This window comes from Pseudaminobacter sp. Soil_N_29, from assembly GCF_057656055.1.
The window spans coordinates 201144-220026 of the sequence record NZ_JBDGLC010000007.1; the positions used below are offsets into that span (position 1 = coordinate 201144).

At 61.8% G+C, this 18883-nt stretch carries 23 protein-coding genes and 1 tRNA gene; 9 read left to right on the forward strand and 15 right to left on the reverse strand.

The genetic code is table 11. The annotated features are described in order from the left end of the window. Positions 1–55: 55 nt before the first annotated feature. Positions 56–901: a transporter gene (locus tag AC3A4H_RS17105; RefSeq protein ID WP_487767770.1), complete on the reverse strand. Its 846-nt coding sequence runs from the start codon at positions 899–901 to the stop codon at positions 56–58. A 484-nt stretch (positions 902–1385) separates the two neighbouring features. On the opposite strand from AC3A4H_RS17105, the gene AC3A4H_RS17110 reads away from it, so the two are divergent. The 3 genes from AC3A4H_RS17110 (at position 1386) to AC3A4H_RS17120 (ending at position 3025) form a co-directional block, all read left to right on the forward strand. Further along, positions 1386–2078: an RNA polymerase sigma factor gene (locus AC3A4H_RS17110; protein ID WP_487767771.1), complete on the forward strand. Its 693-nt coding sequence runs from the start codon at positions 1386–1388 to the stop codon at positions 2076–2078. 90 nt (positions 2079–2168) lie between these two features. Then, positions 2169–2693 (forward strand): DUF4142 domain-containing protein, encoded by a 525-nt coding sequence (locus AC3A4H_RS17115; RefSeq protein WP_487767772.1) that lies wholly within the window; start codon positions 2169–2171, stop codon positions 2691–2693. An 8-nt stretch (positions 2694–2701) separates the two neighbouring features. Beyond that, positions 2702–3025 (forward strand): cupredoxin domain-containing protein, encoded by a 324-nt coding sequence (locus AC3A4H_RS17120; protein ID WP_487767773.1) that lies wholly within the window; start codon positions 2702–2704, stop codon positions 3023–3025. A 144-nt stretch (positions 3026–3169) separates the two neighbouring features. On the opposite strand, the gene AC3A4H_RS17125 is transcribed toward AC3A4H_RS17120, so the two are convergent. Both AC3A4H_RS17125 and AC3A4H_RS17130 read right to left on the reverse strand, forming a co-directional pair. Next, positions 3170–3246: transfer RNA gene (locus AC3A4H_RS17125), tRNA-Arg, on the reverse strand. A 168-nt stretch (positions 3247–3414) separates the two neighbouring features. After that, complete coding sequence (locus AC3A4H_RS17130) at positions 3415–4020, reverse strand: class I SAM-dependent DNA methyltransferase (RefSeq protein WP_487767774.1); 606 nt, start codon at positions 4018–4020, stop codon at positions 3415–3417. Positions 4021–4221: 201 nt separating this feature from the next. On the opposite strand from AC3A4H_RS17130, the gene AC3A4H_RS17135 reads away from it, so the two are divergent. Next, positions 4222–4899, forward strand: a complete 678-nt coding sequence (locus AC3A4H_RS17135) for a CPBP family glutamic-type intramembrane protease (RefSeq protein ID WP_487767775.1) — start codon at positions 4222–4224, stop codon at positions 4897–4899. 86 nt (positions 4900–4985) lie between these two features. Here AC3A4H_RS17135 and AC3A4H_RS17140 read toward each other — a convergent pair whose 3' ends face one another. Then, on the reverse strand, positions 4986–5204 hold the full coding sequence (locus AC3A4H_RS17140; RefSeq protein WP_487767776.1) for a hypothetical protein: 219 nt from the start codon (positions 5202–5204) through the stop codon (positions 4986–4988). 299 nt (positions 5205–5503) lie between these two features. On the opposite strand from AC3A4H_RS17140, the gene AC3A4H_RS17145 reads away from it, so the two are divergent. Continuing rightward, entirely contained in the window at positions 5504–6427 is a 924-nt protein-coding gene (locus tag AC3A4H_RS17145) for a hypothetical protein (RefSeq protein ID WP_487767777.1), read from the forward strand. 51 nt (positions 6428–6478) lie between these two features. On the opposite strand, the gene AC3A4H_RS17150 is transcribed toward AC3A4H_RS17145, so the two are convergent. Together AC3A4H_RS17150 and AC3A4H_RS17155 are read right to left on the reverse strand one after the other, a co-directional pair. Next, positions 6479–7012: an SRPBCC family protein gene (locus AC3A4H_RS17150; protein ID WP_487767778.1), complete on the reverse strand. Its 534-nt coding sequence runs from the start codon at positions 7010–7012 to the stop codon at positions 6479–6481. Beyond that, on the reverse strand, positions 7009–7377 hold the full coding sequence (locus tag AC3A4H_RS17155; protein ID WP_487767872.1) for an ArsR/SmtB family transcription factor: 369 nt from the start codon (positions 7375–7377) through the stop codon (positions 7009–7011). The genes AC3A4H_RS17150 and AC3A4H_RS17155 overlap by 4 nt, the downstream gene beginning before the upstream one ends. 197 nt (positions 7378–7574) lie before the next feature. On the opposite strand from AC3A4H_RS17155, the gene AC3A4H_RS17160 reads away from it, so the two are divergent. Further along, on the forward strand, positions 7575–8162 hold the full coding sequence (locus AC3A4H_RS17160; RefSeq protein ID WP_487767779.1) for an IMPACT family protein: 588 nt from the start codon (positions 7575–7577) through the stop codon (positions 8160–8162). 89 nt (positions 8163–8251) lie between these two features. Then, positions 8252–8584, forward strand: coding sequence for a c-type cytochrome (locus AC3A4H_RS17165; RefSeq protein WP_487767780.1), 333 nt, complete (start codon positions 8252–8254; stop codon positions 8582–8584). Between the two features lie 88 nt (positions 8585–8672). Here the strand turns inward: AC3A4H_RS17165 and AC3A4H_RS17170 are convergent, their stop codons facing one another. The 9 genes from AC3A4H_RS17170 to AC3A4H_RS17210 form a co-directional block, all read right to left on the reverse strand. After that, on the reverse strand, positions 8673–9302 hold the full coding sequence (locus AC3A4H_RS17170) for a 3-oxoacid CoA-transferase subunit B (protein WP_487767781.1): 630 nt from the start codon (positions 9300–9302) through the stop codon (positions 8673–8675). An 11-nt stretch (positions 9303–9313) separates the two neighbouring features. Next, positions 9314–10009 (reverse strand): CoA transferase subunit A, encoded by a 696-nt coding sequence (locus AC3A4H_RS17175; RefSeq protein ID WP_487767782.1) that lies wholly within the window; start codon positions 10007–10009, stop codon positions 9314–9316. A 100-nt stretch (positions 10010–10109) separates the two neighbouring features. Next, positions 10110–11825 (reverse strand): FAD-dependent oxidoreductase, encoded by a 1716-nt coding sequence (locus tag AC3A4H_RS17180; RefSeq protein WP_487767783.1) that lies wholly within the window; start codon positions 11823–11825, stop codon positions 10110–10112. Then, positions 11815–12603 (reverse strand): SDR family NAD(P)-dependent oxidoreductase, encoded by a 789-nt coding sequence (locus tag AC3A4H_RS17185; RefSeq protein ID WP_487767784.1) that lies wholly within the window; start codon positions 12601–12603, stop codon positions 11815–11817. The genes AC3A4H_RS17180 and AC3A4H_RS17185 overlap by 11 nt, the downstream gene beginning before the upstream one ends. Before the next feature lie 10 nt (positions 12604–12613). After that, a complete protein-coding gene (locus AC3A4H_RS17190) occupies positions 12614–13351 on the reverse strand; it encodes an SDR family NAD(P)-dependent oxidoreductase (RefSeq protein WP_487767785.1) in 738 nt (245 codons plus the stop codon). Between the two features lie 144 nt (positions 13352–13495). Continuing rightward, entirely contained in the window at positions 13496–14617 is a 1122-nt protein-coding gene (locus tag AC3A4H_RS17195; protein ID WP_487767786.1) for a C4-dicarboxylate TRAP transporter substrate-binding protein, read from the reverse strand. Positions 14618–14692: 75 nt separating this feature from the next. Continuing rightward, positions 14693–15997 carry a TRAP transporter large permease gene (locus AC3A4H_RS17200; RefSeq protein ID WP_487767787.1) on the reverse strand — a complete coding sequence of 435 codons (1305 nt, stop codon included), beginning with the start codon at positions 15995–15997 and terminating at the stop codon, positions 14693–14695. Positions 15998–16005: 8 nt separating this feature from the next. Beyond that, the gene (locus AC3A4H_RS17205) at positions 16006–16515 is read right to left on the reverse strand and encodes a TRAP transporter small permease subunit (protein WP_487767788.1); all 510 of its coding nucleotides are present in this window, start codon (positions 16513–16515) and stop codon (positions 16006–16008) included. Positions 16516–16565: 50 nt separating this feature from the next. Next, the gene (locus AC3A4H_RS17210; RefSeq protein ID WP_487767789.1) at positions 16566–17324 is read right to left on the reverse strand and encodes an SDR family NAD(P)-dependent oxidoreductase; all 759 of its coding nucleotides are present in this window, start codon (positions 17322–17324) and stop codon (positions 16566–16568) included. 169 nt (positions 17325–17493) lie between these two features. Here AC3A4H_RS17210 and AC3A4H_RS17215 point away from each other — a divergent pair, with 169 nt between their 5' ends. Continuing rightward, complete coding sequence (locus AC3A4H_RS17215; protein WP_348780913.1) at positions 17494–18249, forward strand: GntR family transcriptional regulator; 756 nt, start codon at positions 17494–17496, stop codon at positions 18247–18249. After that, on the forward strand, positions 18246–18863 hold the full coding sequence (locus AC3A4H_RS17220; protein ID WP_487767790.1) for a glutathione S-transferase family protein: 618 nt from the start codon (positions 18246–18248) through the stop codon (positions 18861–18863). The genes AC3A4H_RS17215 and AC3A4H_RS17220 overlap by 4 nt, the downstream gene beginning before the upstream one ends. Positions 18864–18883: the final 20 nt, after the last annotated feature.

Genomic DNA, 18883 nt, shown 5'->3' on the forward strand with positions numbered 1-18883 from the left:
CAAACTGGCGCGATCAAGAAACAGCCGTTTCGGCCGATCTCGGTCGAGCCTAGCGTTACTTGCTGACCATTTCCGGTGCTGGAGCCGCGAACGGGTTCCCCAGCGGTATGATAACGCGGACCCAGCCGCGCGTATCGCGTCCGCCGTAATTCTTCTCCCACACATCGGTGGTCACATAAGCCTGCAGAGTGACCGGTCCAAAATTATACCCGACGAGTCCGCCGAGGGCGAACTGGCTCTGCTTTTGGTAATCGGGAACCGGATGGTTGAGGTCGGTCGAATAGAAGCCGACGGCCCCAATCTCCCATTTGTCGAATTTCTTGGTGGCGGTCAGGTCTATGTTGAGAAAATTAGGATTTTCCGTGTCGGTGAGCTTGTGTTGCTGAATGCCCCAGATCGCATTGGCGGTCAGGTTCCAGTCGTTACCCGTATAGCTGAGAGCAAATCGCTGGTTGAGCGAAGTCGAGTCGAAGGCGACATCGTTGTGGACGCGGATATAGGCGCCAAGCGCGTAGCTGAACCCGAAATTGTTGCCGAGATCCCATGCCAGTTGCCCGGCGAAGTATGGGTTGTACATGCCGGAGACAAAATCCGTGTGCTCAATTCCCTCTGCGACTTGGGGGGCGGCTGCCAGGAACTGCAGCCTGCCGCCGAGGAACATCCAGGGCGTGGACCAGGCAAGCACGGGGATGTTGACGCCCAAGCTTGTGTCCTCGGGCGATGTATTTCTTTGCCCCCAATCGGCCGTGTCTACGAAGTAAAACCCTTCCGGAAGCGGTGCGCCCGCTGCGATGCCGACGGTTTCACCCGGTTGGGTCACCGATGCGGCGAGGACGGCGTCGCTTGTCCCGCAGACGGCAAGAGTTGCGATCGCGACGCGTGCCAACAGCCTTGTTTGCATTTGTTCTTCCCCTCTGCGAACATAGTATCGGGTGCGGTCGGCCACCCGCGTTAAGTTCAGAAATTCTATGGATCCCGCCCGCTCACGAATATCGGAGCCACGCCCGGATCTAGATGCACTGAGAAACGCTGTTACTTCTATGTAGCCAAGAAAGGCGATATGCGCTTACACATAAATACCGCATGTCGACCTGGCAGATTCTAGGGGCATGACGATGCCTCTGCCAAGTACACGGCGAATCTATACCTTATTTTCGGATGCCGCTACTGACCGACTGCAATGAGGCAGATTCTTGCTCGAACTGTTGCAAAATTGTGTCACAGCGGATTTCGCCCGCGAAAACGCGGGGGGACGCCGACGCAACCGCTTCCGCCGTGGCCTGGGTAAACCCCGCTCAGCTTTTTAGCTCGCTGACGTTCCCGGGTCCGAGTTCCGGGAACCTTTTTGGCCGGCCGGCATCTATTGACGGGTCAGGAGAAAGCTCATGCCGCAGGTTCCTGGAGACGCGGTCAGGATCGTGGCCGCCGATGATTTGGATTTGACGCGCCGGGCGCTTGCCCGCGACGGGCACGCATTCCGCACCATCATGCGGAAATACAACCAGCGGCTCTATCGCATCGCCCGAGGCGTGTTTCCCAACAATAGCGAAGCCGAGGATATCGTTCAGGAAGCCTATGTCCGCGCCTTTGCCAACCTGGGGAGCTTTCGCGGCGAGTCCACGCTGGCGACCTGGCTTTCCCGCATCGTCATCAACGAGGCGCTCGGACGCCTTCGCAAGAAACAGCGCGCCGCGGAAGTCCCTGGCTCCGGCGATCGCGCGGCCGAAGCCGAAATCATTCAGTTCCCTCTTGGCGGAGGCCTCGTTGATCCGGAGCGGACGATGGCGCAACGGCAGATCCTGCAGCTTGTCGAACGTGCTACCGACAACCTCCCTGACCTCTACCGGGCCGTCTTCATGGCCAGGGTGATCGAGGGCCTGAGCGTCGATGAGACGGCGGATTTGCTGAACATACGTCCCGAAACCGTCAAGACGCGGCTGCATCGCGCCCGCGCGCTGGTGCGCAAGGAACTGGATGCGCAGATCGGCCCCGTGCTGCTGGACGCCTTTCCCTTTGCCGGCCGGCGCTGCGAACGCCTGGCCACGGCGGTGATGAAGCGGCTCGGTTTCGAGGGTTGAATTTCCGGGAACCTTTTGCGCTACGCCGCATCCAAGCATCGTCACTTCGAGACAACGCCGGCGCCATCGTGCCGGGTGAAGGAGGTTTTCATGCATATTCGTCCGATCGCGATATTGACCACGCTCTGCCTGCTCGGGGCAGCACCCCTGGCCCTGGCTGCCGACAAACCCAGCGACCCCCAGATCGCCCACATCGCCTACACGGCCGGGGTGATAGACATCGACGCGGCCAAGCAGGCGCTGGCCAAATCCAAGAACAAGGAAGTGCTGGCTTTTGCACAGGACATGGTGCGCGACCATGAAGCCGTGAACACGCAGGCGCTCGACCTGCTCAAGAAGCTCAACGTCACGCCGCAAGACAATGCCACCAGCGAGGCGCTGAGCAAGGCCGCCGCCGCCGAACGCGACAAGCTCGCCAAGCTCGACGGAGCAGCCTTCGACAAGGCCTATGTGCAAAACGAGGTGGCTTTCCACAAGCAGGTGAATGGCGCGCTCAAAACGGTGCTCATTCCTTCGGCGAGCAACGCCCAGCTGAAGAGCCTGCTCGAGACCGGGCTGAAGATATTCCAGGGCCACGAGCAGCACGCCGAGCACGTTGCCGCCGAGCTCAAGTGAGGCAGGCCATGTTGCGCAATCAGCTTGTCTGGGCTGCCAGCGCCGCCATGGCGCTGGGCCTCGGCGCCGCTCCGCTCCGGGCGGAAACCTTCCAGGTCACGATCGAGAACCTGGAGTTTTCGCCGGCGCAGATCGATGCGAAGGTCGGCGACACGATCGAATGGGTCAACAAGGACATACTGGCCCACACCGCCACGGTGGACGGCGGCTGGGACGTGATGATCCCGCCCAAGAAGTCGGCAAGCCTGGTCGTGGAGGCGGCGAAGTCGGTTGACTATTACTGCCGCTTTCACCCCAACATGAAAGGCCGCATCACCGTGACGGCACCGTAGTCGCCAAGCTGGAACGCAGCTCCGACATCACCCGACCGACCCGAGCCAGGAGAAAATCGAGATCCTGCGCTTGCCTGCAGATCATCTAGGCGTGGGTGGACGACAACCGGGGGCGTCAACAAGGCGGTACATCGTTGATTTTGTTGGCGCACCCGACAGGATTCGAACCTGTGACCTCTGCCTTCGGAGGGCAGCGCTCTATCCAGCTGAGCTACGGGTGCCTGGCCGAAGCAAAGAATCGCCTCGACGAAAATCAGTCGCTGGCCGACCGATCCCGCGCTTCATAGCCGATGCTTCCGCTGGCATCAACGGGGAAATGGAGATCCGCCGGCCTCCGAAGTGCGGCAATGGTCACGATCGCCAGGCTCCGCAACGGGTGGAGGGCCGGCCTACCGTTGACGTGCAAGCCAGACCGTATGTCCGCCGCAATCCGGATCTTCCGGGATGTAGGCCACGACATCGAAACCATTGCGGTCGAGTAGGAGGCGATACTCGTCGGGATCGAGGCTTGCGTGATAAAGCGGCTCCCCTTCGAACGCGCCGATTGCCTCTCCGAAGGCGGGGCCACTGGTGAACAACAGTAAGGCACCTCGCTCGGCATGGTCACGGAAGATTGGAAACATCGTTCGCTGATGCCGGGGCGGGAGGTGAAAGAAGCTGTCCCAGGCAATCAGACCGCCGAATTCGCAGTCTGGCTTCAGCGAGCGCATATCCGCCACTTCCGCCGTCTCGTCGGGCAGATTGTTCCGGAACAAGGCAATCATTTCCGGCGAGCTGTCCACGCCATTGATCCGATACCCTCTGTCGACGAGATAGCGGGCTATGGGCTGGCCCGATCCGCAGCCAATGTCGAGCACCGTCGGGCCCGGCCGCAGCAGGTTCGCGAATCGCTCGATCCATGCGCGCTCACTGCCCAGCCTCGCACCGCGCGCGGCGGCCCACACTTTGGCGTGACGCCGATAAAGGTCGACTATGCGATGGGCAGCGTTATTCATGGCCGTTGGCCTATCAACGGCACACCATGTCCGCAAGCGACGCGGAAATTGCGGAATTCGGCGAGCTTTGGTAGGCGGTTTGGACCTGGGAATGATTGAGCGAGCCGGATGACCCCGCAAGACGATCTTGGCACGAGACCTTTGCGCTATCCGATCGTAAGGACAAGCTGCGTCCTGATCGGATTGGGGGTGCCGGGCGTCTTGTCCCTGCTGCTGGCGCTACCGGAAATGGCTGGCGTTCCCCGCTGGGCCTTGCTGATCAATCCCGCGATTCTTCTGGTTGCAATGGCATTCATCGGCAGCTGGGCTGCGCCACGTTGCGGCTTGCGCTCCCTGGTGGCGGATCGATTGGCGGGCGTCGGCGGCAGGGCCTCCGGTCGCGACCTGCTCGCAACGCTCGCCATCGGTGGGGTGCTGGGCGTGTTCGGCACATTGCTGGACCAGATGACGGCGCCGCTTTGGCAGGGCTCGTCGAATATCCCGGCTCTGGGGTCGGCCTGGTCGCCGGCTGCACTGATCAGCGGTGTGCTTTACGGGGGCGTCGTGGAGGAAATCATGATGCGATGGGGCGTCATGAGCCTGGCCGTGTGGGCGATTTGGCGTCTGGCAGCCCGCACGAGCCCGCTCCCGCCGCGTTGGGCTCTGGTCATTGGCGCCATTGCCTCCGCCGTTCTGTTTGCCGCCGGCCATTTGCCGGCAGCCGCGCTATCCGGCGACCTGACCCTGCCTCTCGTTCTCAGGATCCTGGGGCTCAATGCCGGCGTCGGGCTTGTCTTTGCGTTACTGTTTGCAAGCCGGAACCTGGAAAGTGCGATCGGCGCCCATATGGGCTTCCACGTAGGTGTGGCTGCCGCGGCGTTTTTCGTCTCCGTTCTCTAAGTCGCGTTCCGCTGGCCGCCGGTGCGTATTGCGCCCGCGGCACGGGCCGTTCGTGATCGGGATTACGTCTGTGGTCGACAGTTCGCCTATTTGTTCCGGCGCCGCCCGCGTGAACCTTGCCAGCCGCCAAGCATGTCCAAGGCTTCCAGCCCGTCCGCTTCGATGTCAGCTTGCCTGATCCTTGCTGCCATAAACAACGACGTTGTCTTGGAGAACACCTTGTGCAGGTAGGAGTGCGCTGCTGAAGTGGTGTCTCCGCCTTCGACAGCCCCGAATGTTCGCGCTTGCTTCGCTACACGTTGCATGTACTCTTCCCCTTGTTCTTTGCCGATTAATTCAGTTCTGGGCCGGCGGGAGACGATGCGTGTCGTCTTTCGTAGCTGCTCAGTACCTGGTGTGCCTCTTTGTTGACCTACCCGGATGATGGCCGCTGTCTTCAGCCGCAGTCCAAGACAGGTCAGTGAACTGGAGCGTTTTAAGAACAGTTTGAGACGGAAGGGGGTGGAAATGTCTGGAACATCCAGGAAGTTCTGCAGATAGCCGTTTTGTATGCTGGAGCGGTCGACGCAAGAGACTTCCCCAGCGCTATTTTCATGGAGGTCGGGTGGCCAACAACATAAGCCAAAAGCTGCGTCTCACCGCCGCCTTGCTCGGCGCGGTAACGCGAAAGGATCTGGCTGCCGCCTTTCGCCGGATCAATCCAGCCTCCGCCTTCGATGTCGATCGGGCCGACAAGTGGCTGCAGGGGCGCGCAAAGCCGCGCCAGTTCAGCGTATACGATGATTGGATGAAACTGCTCGAGCTGGAGCAGCCGTCGGATTGGATCGCCGACTGCGATCTCGAGGATTTCATCGAGCAAATCTGTATCCGCCACGGTCGGGACCGCGCGCTACTGGAGCGCCGCGCCGCGGCATTCGGCAAGGCGCCGCTGATCGGGCAGGACGACAAGGGCGCAACGATTGCCGGCCTGTATGTCTGCTACTCGCACAGCTGGTCGCCCTACACCTCGGGGCGGATGATGCGCAGCACCCTGCTGATCGAGCAGGAAAGCGGACCTCCGCGGCTGACGGCGACATATACCGAACATCTACCCACTGTTCTGCTGCAGCTGAAAGGACAGGTCATCGTCACCAGGCGAAGCGTGTTCATCCATGTCGGCGGCGCAGCCGACGATGCTCATTTCTTTTTCTGTCTGTTTCCATTCTCGCCGCCAGGAAGTGTGCTGGGCGGCTACATGACGGGAACCCCGATTTTCGGGCCGGAATCGCAGCCGGCGGTCACTCGCATGGTGTTGGTGCGCATCAAGGAGCCTGAGAACCAGTCGAGCATCGAAGGCGCCTATTTGGAGCCGGCAGCGACCGTCACCGAGGACCTCAGGAACTTCCGTGTGAACCTCGACGACCCGGACGCGTCGAACGCTTACCTGAGCGCCTTCCTCAGTCCGACCGCAGGCGGCACGGACAAGATCCCCAAGGACGATTTTCAGCGTCTGGTGGAGACGTTCGATCGCGCGTGGCTTCGGAATTGAGGTTTTGGGCCGCCCGCCCACCAGAGTGGGCGGCCAATGTCTAAGCGCTTGTCAGGCCGGTATGCGCCGGTCGTACTCCTTCTTGAGACGGCTCCAGCCGTCCCAGAACGGTTCCGGTTTCTTGCCTGCCGCGCGGGCGGCCAGAATGTCGAGGTGCATGTGCCAGCCGGCGCCGACCATCAGCGTCGTTGTACGGTCCGGCAGGCGGCGATGGATGACCGTAAGCAGGACTTCATTGCCCTCCGGAGTCAGCTCGAAGGAAACGTCGCCACTGCCTTCCCAGGCGAAGGCGAGCTTGCGGGGCGGGTCGAGCTCGGTGATCCGGCTCTGCATCCGCTGCTCTTGTGCGAAGCCGGCCGGCCGATGGCCGGGCGGGTCGGTCAGCTCGTCATTTCGCCAGACGAGTTCAAAGGGCGCGCCGACTTTCATCTCCATCTGCCCGGCCGCCAGCCACTGGCGGCGCAGGTCGCTGTCGGTCAGAAATGCCCAGACGCGCTCGATGGGCCCAGGCAGAAGCCGCTGGATCTTCAACGTGGCAGGCTCGGTCAGCACGCCGTAGGCGTCCAGGGATGCAAGTTCCGTCATTGATCGTCTCCTTTGTCAGGGGCGGTGGATACGGGTGGGGCCTCCTTGCGGAGGAGCTGTTCCAGCACATCCAGACGTTCTGTCCAGAAGCGCTCGTAAACGCCCAACCATTGATGGGCGCTGGCGAGAGGTCCGGGGTCGAGCCGGCACAGATGGGTACGGCCGCGGATCTCGCGGCGGATCAGGCCTGCGTTTTCCAGGACCTTGATGTGCTTCGAGGCGGCGGCAAGCGAGATTTCGAAGGGTGCCGCAAGCTGGGTCACCGTTCTCTCGCCACCAGCGAGATCGCGAAGCATCCGCCGGCGCGTGGCGTCGCCAAGGGCGTGAAAGACGGAATCCAGCTGAGGTGCGCGTAATTCAACCATGTGATTGAATATAAAAGTGCGCCTTCGAAAGTCAACCACTTGGTTGAATATGGACATGCTGCTGGAATACGAAGCGACATAGGTTGATTGGCGCCCCTTTCGCCGCAAGGCAGCAGCCGTTAAGGAGTGCTTCGTGAAGCTGAGCCCGACAACAAGCGCATGTCCGCTGGGGGCCTAACCTCCGGAGACCCCGGCAAATGTTCACTCTCGCGGATGTCCACACATTCAGCCAGGAGATCAAGAAGAGCCGGTTCCTGGCGGTCGCGGGACCTGTATCAAGCGAGGCCGCGGCGAAGGAATTCATCGCCTCGCACTCGGAGGCGAATGCGAACCACAATTGCTGGGCTTGGCGCATCGGGCAAAACTATCGTTTCAGTGATGACGGCGAGCCGAGCGGAACGGCGGGCAAGCCGATCCTGCAGGCGCTGGACGGCCAATCGCTCGACCATGTCGCCGTAGTGGTCACGCGCTGGTTTGGAGGCGTCTTGCTGGGCACCGGCGGTCTTGTCCGGGCCTATGGCGGCACGGCTTCCTCGTGCCTCCGGTCCGCCGAGAAAATGCCTATCGTGGCCACGATCGAGGCAACGGTCATCTGCGGCTTTGCCGACCTCGCGATAGTTCAGGCAAAACTTTCCTCGCTGCCGGGTGTTCGAACCAACGCAGAGAGGTTCACCGCAACCGGTGCGGAGCTCGACCTGGCACTGCCGGAAGCCGACGTTTCCGCCATCATGCGGATGATCGCCGATCTGACCAGCGGCCGTGCCACGATCTCGTTGCCGAGTTGAGGCCGGGAGCGCCGAGCCTTGCCCTGCGGCATTGACTCGATGTCTTTGGCGGGCAATGCAATCGAGCCAGATCGATCAGAGGGGATGAAATGCGTGCTCTTCTTTTTTCCGGAGCCTTGATTGGCGCCATGGCGTGTTCCGGTGCCGTTCAGGCCCAGAACGGCAGTTCCGACACCGTCGCCAGAGGAAAGGCGCTGGTTCTCAAATATTGCTCGGGGTGCCATGCGGTGGAACTCACCGGCGACAGCCCGCATCCCAAGGCGCCCCCGTTTCGCACGCTGTCACAGCGGTTCCCGATTGATGCTTTGGAAGAGACGTTTATCGGCACCATCGACACGGGGCATCCGGGCATGCCCGTCTTCAAGGCGACGCAGGATCAGATCGATTCCATCATCGCCTACATTGCAACGGTGATGGAGTAGGCGCCGTTGCGCGCAATCAGGCCGTGTAGCCGAGGTGAAACCGGCGCGGCGGATCGAAGTCCACCGCGCCTTGGCGCAGTTGCCGCCTTCAGTTGCAGATGGTGGCCGCGGTAGCGGCTCTCAGTTCCTGTTCGGAAACTCCATCCGCAAGCTCGACGATCTTCAAGCCGCCCTCGACGACATCGAGGACGCCGAGATTGGTGATGATCCGGCTCACCACTCCCTTGCCTGTCAACGGCAGGGTGCATTCCTTCAGGACCTTGGATTCGCCGGCCTTGTTGGTGTGCTCCATCACCACGACAACCCGCTTCACCCCGGCAACGAGATCCATCGCGCCGCCCATGCCCTTGACGAGCTTTCCAGGGATCATCCAGTTGGCCAGGTCTCCCTTTTCGGAAACCTCCATGGCGCCAAGGATCGCCATGGCGATCTTTCCGCCCCGGATCATGGCGAATGACTGCGCGCTGTCGAAATAGGCGGAATGCGGCAGCTCGGTCACCGTCTGCTTTCCGGCGTTGATGAGATCCGGGTCGACATTGTCTTCGGTAGGGAAGGGGCCGATGCCAAGCATCCCGTTTTCGGATTGCAGCGTGACGGTCATCCCTTCGGGAATGTAGTTGGCGACGAGGGTAGGGATGCCGATGCCAAGATTGACATACATTCCATCCTCGAGCTCCTTCGCAGCGCGTGCCGCCAGCTGATTACGGTCCCATGCCATGGTCTTACCTCTTAGGCTGCGCGAGTGGTGCGTTGTTCGATGCGTTTTTCGTGCTCGCCGGTGATCAGGCGGTGCACATAGATGCCGGGCAGGTGGATGTGGTCCGGGTCGATCGATCCCACGGGAACGATTTCCTCCACTTCGGCGACACAGATCTTGCCGCAGGTGGCCGCCGGAACGTTGAAGTTGCGGGCGGTCTTGCGGAAAACGAGATTGCCGGACGTATCGGCTTTCCACGCCTTCACGATCGCCAGGTCCATGACCAGGCCGGTCTCGAGGATGTAGGTTTCGCCGTTGAAGTCCTTGTGCTCCTTTCCTTCGGCGATCATCGTGCCGACACCCGTCTTGGTGTAGAAGCCGGGGATGCCCGCGCCGCCGGCCCGCATCCGCTCAGCCAGGGTGCCCTGCGGGTTGAACTCCAGTTCCAGCTCGCCTGACAGATACTGGCGCATGAATTCCGCATTCTCGCCGACATAGGAAGAAATCATCTTCCTGATCTGGCGTGTGTGCAGGAGGATGCCAAGGCCAAAGTCGTCCACGCCGCAATTGTTCGAGGCGATGGTGAGGTTCCTGGTGCCGGACTGCTTGAGTTGCTCGATCAGCAGTTCCGGAATGCCGCAGAGGCCGAAGCCGCCGACGGCCAGCGACATTCCGTCAAACAACACGCCGTCCAGCGCTTCGGCGGCGGAATTGAATACCTTGTTCAAACGATATCTCCTTTAGAGCCGCCCCATCCCGTTGTTCGCGGGATGGAACGTCTGGGATTGATGGACGCGAAAACTGAAGGTGCGGGCTGGCGGGCGGTGGTCAGGCGGCAGCGGCCTTCGCGGCCGCGGTCTTGCCCACGACATAGCCGAACGTCAGCGCAGGCCCGAGCGTGATGCCGGCGCCAGGATATGCGCCCGCCATGATCGAGTTCATGTCGTTGCCGCAGGCAAAGAGCCCATCGATCACGTTTCCGTCGCGATGACGGACCTGACCCGATCCGGTCACCGAGAGCCCCATCGTGGTGCCGATGTCGCCGGGGTAGATCTCGATGGCGTAGAGCGTACCCTCGAGCGGCTTCAGGCACTGGTTCGGCTTGTGGTCCGGGTCGCCCAGCGCCGTCTGATAGGCAGTCGAGCCCTTGCCAAAGTCCGGGTCGGTGCCTTGTGCCGCGAACTGGTTGAAGCGATTGATCGTCGCCGCCAGCGTTCCCACGTCGATTCCGCAGATTGCGCCCAGATCCGCCGCGCTCGAGCCGCGCTTGAGATAGCCCGATTTCAGATACGGACCGATCCGCCCCGGGAAGCACGGGACGGCCCCCAGCCCGTAACGGCGCAAGGCCGAGTGATCGCAGATCAGGAATGCCGATTTCCGGCCCTCGTCCAGCAGCTTCGCGATAAGGCCCTGCACGAAGTCGTGATAGCTTGCGGCCTCGTTGGTGAAGCGACGGCCATCGTGGCCAACCGCGATGATGCCTGGCTTTGCCCGATCCATGAACAGGTGCGGGAAGGGCCTGTGAGAACCATCGGGCTGCGGGATCAATGAGATCGGCGCCCAGGAGGCGGCGTCCGAGTTGGTGTCCACGAAAGCAGCCCCGATCGCCTCGGCCGCGGATATCGCGCCACCAGTGCTTGCTGAGGGCGACATGCTGTAGTGGGGAAGACCACGGCGGACATGATCGAACGTTTCGGCCCGGCGCTTGGTGTCATGCGGAAAGCCACCACCGGCGAGAACCACCCCGTTGGTGACCGTGACCGTCCTCTCACCCTGCTTCGTGCCCACGACAGCGGCCGTCACACGACCTGATGCGTCCCGCTCCAGCGAGATGAGCTCGTGTTCGGTCAGAAGCGGGATCTTCAACGCGAACACCGTCTCGGCCAGACGGGCGGCGACGGCCGCGCCGAGGCTTAGCCGCGTATTGCGGCCGACCATGACCTTATCCTTGAAGTAGCGCAGAACCTGCTTGGTAGCATGCACGAACGAGGGCCACTGCCGCGTCATTCGCACAAAATGATAAAGGTCCATCCGGCCCAGTTGCATGCCGCCGAGAATAGTGAATTCCCTTATCGGCGGGCGCAAGCGGGTGAGGTCCTTCCCCAGCGCCTTGCCGTCATATTCCAGCGCATCCAACACACGCCCCCCGAGCGCGGCGCCTTCCTCGTCAGGATGGTAATCAGGCGCGTAGGGGCGATGGGTCATCTTCAACGCGGTCTTCTCGTTGAAAAAGCCGATGGCCTTGGGACCGTTCTCAAGAAAGGCGTCAACCAGTTCGGCGTTGAAGCGGTTGCCGGTTTCGAGTTCGATATAGCGGCGGGCGGCCTTGGGATCGTCTTCCATGCCGGCCGCGCGCATGATCGGGTTGTCCGGTACCCAGATCGCGCCGCCCGACACCGCGGTCGAGCCGCCAAAATATTCGGCCTTCTCGATGACGACCGGTCTCAGACCGGCGTGGGCCGCGCTGATCGCAGCCGCGAGGCCCGCCGCTCCAGAGCCAACGACCAGCAGGTCGCAGCTTGCGGGAAGCGCATCAGTCGACATGTAGCGGCTCCGGTCTGGGGAAGCGGCCAATCGTCCAGCCGCCGTCGACGGCCAGGACCTGGCCCGTGATGAAGGAGGATTCGTCGGAGGCGAGGAAGCGCACCGCGCGTGCCACGTCTTCCGGCTTGCCGACGCGCGGCAGCGGGCACTGCTCGATCATGATCTGGCGGCGCCAGGTTTCCGTCTTGATGCGCTCGGCGGTGAGCGGCGTTTCGATCAGGCCGGGCGCCACGGCGTTGACGCGGATGCCTGAGGGGCCGAAATCGGTGGCCATCTGGCGTGTCATGCCGATGACGGCCGCCTTCGACATCGAATAGCCTGCGCTGTTGAAGGCGCCGATCATGCCAAAGACCGAGGCCGTGTTCACGATGGCGCCGCCGCCCGACTTGATCATGCGCGCCACGCCCCAGCGCGACAGGCGGAAGACACCCAGGATGTTGATGTCGAAATAGCGCTGCAGATCTTCGTCGGAGGTGCCGATGGCATGGGCGCCGCGCGCAACGCCGGCGTTGTTGATCAGGATGTCGAGCGAAAGCCCAGCCCCTTCGAGGGCGGCGCCCAACAGATCCGGCAGGCCCGCATCGGTGACATCACCCTGAACAGGGATGACGCGGTCCGCTTTCGCGGCAAGAGCTTCGATGCCGGCCGCTTCGCGATCGACGGCCACGACGGTGGCACCCGCGGACAGGAAGGCATAGGCTATCGTCTCGCCAATACCCTGTCCGGCGCCGGTGATGACGGCGGCCTTGCCCTGAAGGCTTGCGATAGGAAGATCCATCTCCTCCTCCTCAGAACGCTGCCGTGCCGCCGACCGAACGGCCGCCGTCGACGATCAAGACCTGACCGGTGACAAAGCTCGCACGCTCGTCGGCGAAGAACGAAATGGCATGGGCGATGTCTTCGGGGATGCCGAGCTTGCCCGTGGGCTGTGCGGCGCGCATTTCATCGAGGCCGTCCTTGCGCTCGAGCAGCATGTCGGTCTGGATGATGCCGGGGGCGACCGCGTTCACGGTGATCTGCTTCATGCCCAGTTCCAGCGCCAGCGCCTTGGTGAAGCCCGCGACTGCGGCTTTCGAGGCGACGTAGTGGGCGTAGTGACGTGCGCCGAAGGCCGCGCGCGAGCACAGGTTCACGATCCGTCCGCCTTCGGGCATCTTGCGCGATGCCTGCTGGGAGAGGGTGAACATTGCGACGAGATTGATCTCGTACATCTTGCGAAAATCGTCTGCCGTCAGCTTGTCGAATTCGATGACGGTGAAGATGCCGGCATTGTTGACCAGGACCTGCAACGTTTCGACGCTGTCGATCAGGGCCTGTGTCGCCACCGGATCGGTGATGTCGAGCACGGCCGCGCGGGCCTCGTAGCCCTTTTCTTGAAGCTGACGGACGGTCTCCTCTGCAGGCGCCTGCGCGCGATCAGCCACCACGATGGCAAAGCCGTCCGCGGCCAGGCGGTGGGCGATGGCACGGCCGATCCCGGAACCGGCACCGGTGACGATTGCGGTTTTCGTTTTTTGCAGCGGCATGAGCGTAACCTTCGAGAGGCCATCCTGGATGGCCAGGCAGAGAGAAACTTGGAAGGGGGGTGGGGCAGGCGCGGACTTTCCGCGCTCTGCGGTCCGGTGCGCCTCGAATGACCGGCGCAGGGAAACCTGCGCCGGTCAGAGGGATCAGTTCAGGCCGTAGGTGTTCTCGTCCAGCTTGGCGAAGATGTTTTCGTGAACGATCTTGGCGACGGCGGCCGCGTCGTTGCGGTCTACACCTTCGAGAAGCTGGGTCCACTTTGCCTGCAGAGCGAGGAACTCGGTAACGATATCGGTCGGGTCCTCCACACCGCGCTCCTTCATGGTGCGGGCGGGAGCGTTCTCGACCAGATTGCTCCTGAACTTGGCCAGGGCCTCCACCAGTTCCGGGTGGGGTTCGTCGATCGTGATCTTGCGCTCGGCCGAACCGTTCAGGGCTGCAGCCACGCCCTGGGCGTAGGCCACCTGCGAGCGGGCAAGGCCGAGGGCGGTGGCGTCAAGGATCTTGCGGCGGTTGTCCGGACCGATCTCGTTCCAGAAATCCTTGTTGTACACGTAGGTGGCGCCAAGCGAGGTGCCCTGCTCAAGCGTGGTGATCGACTTCACGACTTCCCAGAACTTGTAGCCCTTGTCGAGGTTGGTCGGGTCGGAGAGCGTGCAGTCGAGCGATCCGCGCTCGAGACCCGAGTAGACGTCGGTCATGGGTACAGCGACCGGAACGGCGCCGAGCGAGGCGGCCCATTCATTCTGTGCCGTGCCCGCGGTGCGTACCTTCAGGCCCTTGATGGAGTTCAGGTCGCCCAGCGGCTTCATGCACAGGAACACATAGGCAGGCGTCGAATAGCCGCCGAGGAATACGGTCCCGTGGTTTGCGTATTCCTTCACCATTTTCGGATTGGTCAGGCCGATTTCGGTCAGTGCGAAGGCGGTGGCATAATCGTCCTTGGCGACGAAGGCGAGATCGTTGATCAGGCCCGACAGCGGCAGGTCCGAAGGCGTGTAGGAAGCGGCAACGATGCCCATCTGGGCGACGCCGTCACCGATTGCGCCCAAGGTGGTCGGGGCAGGAACCAGCGACCCGGAGGAATAGACCTCGAAGTCGATTTCGCCGTTGGTGGCGGCTTTGACATCGGCGACGAACGGCACGAAGGCCACTTCGTTCAGGATGTGGGTGGGGGCCATCCAGTTGGTCGCCTGATAGTTTTCGGCATAGGCCAGGCCCGACATCATCGCCAGCGAGGCAACAGTCGTGGTCAGAAGTTTTTTCATAGTCTCACTCCTCAGAAAAGTTTGATTGCGGCCGGGCGCGCACCTTCCGCACCCGGTTGTTTCTTTGTGATTGGGCTAGTTGGCCATGAATTCCGGCAGCCACAGGCTGAGCGCGGGGAAGGCGATCAGCAGCGCCAGCGTCACCATGTCGATGGCGATGAACCAGCCTACGCCCTTGAAGATCTCGCCCAACGTCACGCGGTTGCCCATCGCGGATTTGATGACGAACACATTCATTCCCATCGGCGGCGTCACAAGGCCGATCTCCAGCAGCTTGATCGTCAGCACGCCGAACCAGATCAGGTTCACCTCGTGGGCGACCAGAAGCGGCGCAAGCACCGGCAGGCACAGCAGCATGATCGAGATCGATTCAAGGAAGGCGCCAAGGACCAGGAACAGAAGGCAGATCAGCATCAACACGGCGAAGGTGGAATAGCCGTCAAAATAGCCGACGATGAAATCGGGCAGAGTCGAAAGCGCCACGAAGCGTGCAAACAGCGCCGCACCCAGCATCACCACGAAAACTTCCGAGGTGCCGCTGGCAGTGTCGACCAGCGCACGCTTCATGATCCCAAGGTTCAGGCGGCCGCGCACTAGGGCCAGGACCAAGGCGAGGAAGGCGCCCACTGCACCGGCTTCGGTGGCGGTGAACAGGCCGGTGAATATACCGCCCAGCACGCCCAATATCAGCACCGGCAACGGCCATGCGTCCGAAATCAGCGCCCGTTTTTCTTCCGGCGTGACCTTCACATGCACTTTTGGCGCAAGCGAGGGGTTGAGCATGCAGCGCACAGTAATCAGGCCCAGAAACATGATCGCGGTCAGAATGCCCGGGATGATGCCTGCAATGAACAGCGTCGAGATCGAGGTGTCGAGCAGCATTCCGAAGACGATCATCAGAACGCTGGGCGGGATCAAGGCACCGAGGGTACCGGCCGCTGCAACCGAACCAGTCGCCAGGCCCTTGTTGTAATTGGAATCCAGCATCTCCGGAACGGCGATGCGCGAGAAGGCCGCAGCCGTTGCCACCGAGGAACCCGAGGCGGACGCAAAAAGCGCGCTTGCTGCAACCGTCGACGAGGCAAGGCCACCCGGCAGCCAGGCCAGAAGGATGCGGGCAGCACCAAACAGGCCGCGGGTCAGACCCGCTTCCACGGCGATGAAGCCCATCAGAAGGAACATCGGGATAGCCGACAGATTCCAGTCGCCGATCAGGTGGAAGGGGACGGCCTTGGCAATGCCAACGGCGGGCTTCCAGCCCATCATCGCCCAGATGCCCACGAAGGCGGTGCCGCCCATTGCAGCCCCGATAGGCACGCGCACGCCGATCAGCATCAGAACCAGCGCGATACCCATAAACCCTAATTCAATGCGTTCCATCGCTGGCCTCAGTGACTGGGATTGTGTGACGTGTGTTCGACAAGGCGAACACGGTCGCCCGCGAAAATCTTGATGAGGAGCACGAGGCAGGCAATCGCAAGGCCAAGCGGCAGCATGTACTTCGCCGGCCAGACCGTTACCCGCCACAGGCCGTCAACGCTTTCGTTGATCCTGTACGCGCGCATCGCCACGTCCCACGAGAACCAGCCAAGGCCCACGTAGAAGATCAAGGTGCCGACCTGGCCGATCTTGCGCATCACGCGCTGCGCGGCGGGGCCCACATTGTCATAGATGAGGTCCACCGAGATCGCCGAACCCTTGGCCTCGACATAGGCCAGGATCAGGAACACGCAGGCGATCATGTAGTAGTTCGCCACGACCTCTGCAGTGCTGGGAACCGGATAGTGGAAGGCGTATTTGCAAAACACGTCCGCCACTACGTGGAACATCATCAGGGCGACCGCAATCGCGGCCAGCACGGCGAGTGCGTTTGTGAGAAACTTCAGCGTTTTTATCATAAGGCCTCCCCAGCCCTCCTGACAGTGTCGGCCCGGCCGACACTCGGGCGCTACTGCATCCGGTAGCCGCCGTTGACGTCGATGACGGCGCCGGTGATGTAGCTGGCGTCCTTGCCCATCAGGAAGGCGACCGCACCCGCGACATCGTCCGGTGTACCGATGCGTTGCAGCGGAATGTTGCCGGTCACGGTGGAATAGTTCTTGGGATCCAGCGATTGGTGCAGCATCGGGGCATCAATGAGGCCCGGGGCCACGGCGTTTACAGTGACGCCGAGATGGGCGGATTCCCGCGCGCCGGCCTTGATCAGGCCAAGCACCGCGCTTTTGGATGCGATGTAGGCGGAGCTGGAGCGATAACCGCCGAGCTGCGCTGCAACCGACGCAAAACCGACGAACCGGCCGTCGGCGATCTGCCGCTTGTTGGCTCCACGCAGATATTCGCGCAGCAGAAGGAAGGTTCCCGTGCTGTTCACGCGCTGGGTCAGGTCCCAGTCCTTGAGCGTGATGTCGGTAAGGGCCGGGCGGTCGCCGTTCGGGGCAAACAGCAGGATGCCTGCGGCGGCGACAACGGCATCGATCGGAGCCCCCATTGCTTCTGCTTCCGCAAACGCCGCAGCAACCGCGGCTTCGTCGGCCACATCGAGCGCGATCGCGCGATGGCCTTCGCCCTTGATATCCACCAGCGCCGACTCGGCTGCTTCGAGCTTCAGGTCGGCTGCCAGGACGCGATAGCCGTCTTCAGCCAGGCGCTGGACAATAGCACGCCCAATGCCGCCGGCTGCGCCGGTGACAAGACAAACACCCTGCATGGTGTGAACTCCTCAATTCATTGCAGAGACAATGAACACATTATCGCCGGTTCGTAAATGCCGATTGTGGCGAATTTTTTAAATCTAGCCAGGATTGGATAAATTTTGTATTCAGTTTGGAGCCGAGTGCATGCCGCTGCGACAACCGGACGGGAACCTGCGACCGCTCATGATTGAAGAAAACAACGCCCACACAAGCTCCGAACAGGTTCTCGTTCGTCTTCGTGAGGTGATTCTTCGCGGCGAATTACTTCCTGGGGAAAAACTCCATCAGGACCGTTTGGCCGAGACGCTTGGCGTCTCCCGAACGCCCTTGCGCACGGCATTGACGGCCCTGACCCAGTCCGGTCTCGTCATCTATGAGGCCAACCGCGGTTATCGGGTTCGGGAGTTTTCCTTCGACGAAATGCTTGCGGCATTCCGCGTGCGCGCCGAGCTGGAGGCACTGGCCTGCAAGCTGGCTGCGCCGCGGATATCGCAAGCCGATCTGGAGTTCCTGAAGGAACTGGTCGCGCTTGGGGATTCGCTGATCGCCGGTGGCGTGTTGCGAGCGGAGGCGCTGCCGCAATACCGCCAGATGAACGTCGACTTCCACACCACGATCCTGAAGGCCTCGGGCAATGAATGGATCCAGATCTTCATCGAGCAGCTTCATAACGTGCCGCTTGCATCCGACCGGGTGATCATGTGGCAGGATTACGATGTCATCATGAGATCCCATGATGACCATCGCCGAATCGCGACGGTCTTGGCCGAGCGCGATGGAATGCGCGCCGCGGGCATCATGTACGAGCATATCGCCTACGCCGCCGACCACCTGACCAACCATCTTAAGCAACGTCCCCAGGACTTCATGCGCGTGCCTTCCAGCAACGCGCCTGAACCCAAGCGCCGGGACAAAACTCGAAGGAAAGTACAGTCGTGACAATCAGGCTTTTTCATTCAGGCGCCTCACCCTATGTCCGCAAGGTCATGGTGACTGCGATCGAACGTGGGGTTGAGGACCAGATCGAAATCCTGGCTTCGGCCGCCGGTCCCGTGAAGCGCGACCAGAACATCGTCCGCCACAACCCGTCGGGCAAGGTTCCGAGCGCGATCCTGGACAACGACCAGCCGCTTTTCGACAGCCGCGTCATCTGCGCTTACGTCGACAGCATCGCCGAAGGCACGTCGGTCTACCCGACGGATGAGCGCCGCTTCACGGTTCTGATGCTGGAGGCGCTGGCGGATTCCATTCTCGATGCCTGCCTGCTCTGCCGCTATGAGCGGGTGATGCGGCCCCAGGAACTGCAGTGGGACGACTGGTACAACGGGCAGATGGAAAAGATCGATTCCGGTCTTGATGATCTCGAGAACCGTTGGATCGACGGGATCTCGGCCGATTTCCACGCCGGCTCCATCGCGGTTGCCTGTACGCTCGGCTATCTTGATTTCCGTTTCGCCGACAAGGACTGGCGCACGGCGCATCCGAAGCTGGCTGCCTGGTTCGCCGAAGTGTCCAAGCGCCCTTCGATGGAAAAAACCTTCCCGAAGGGCTGAGCCTGGTTCAGCAAATAAAA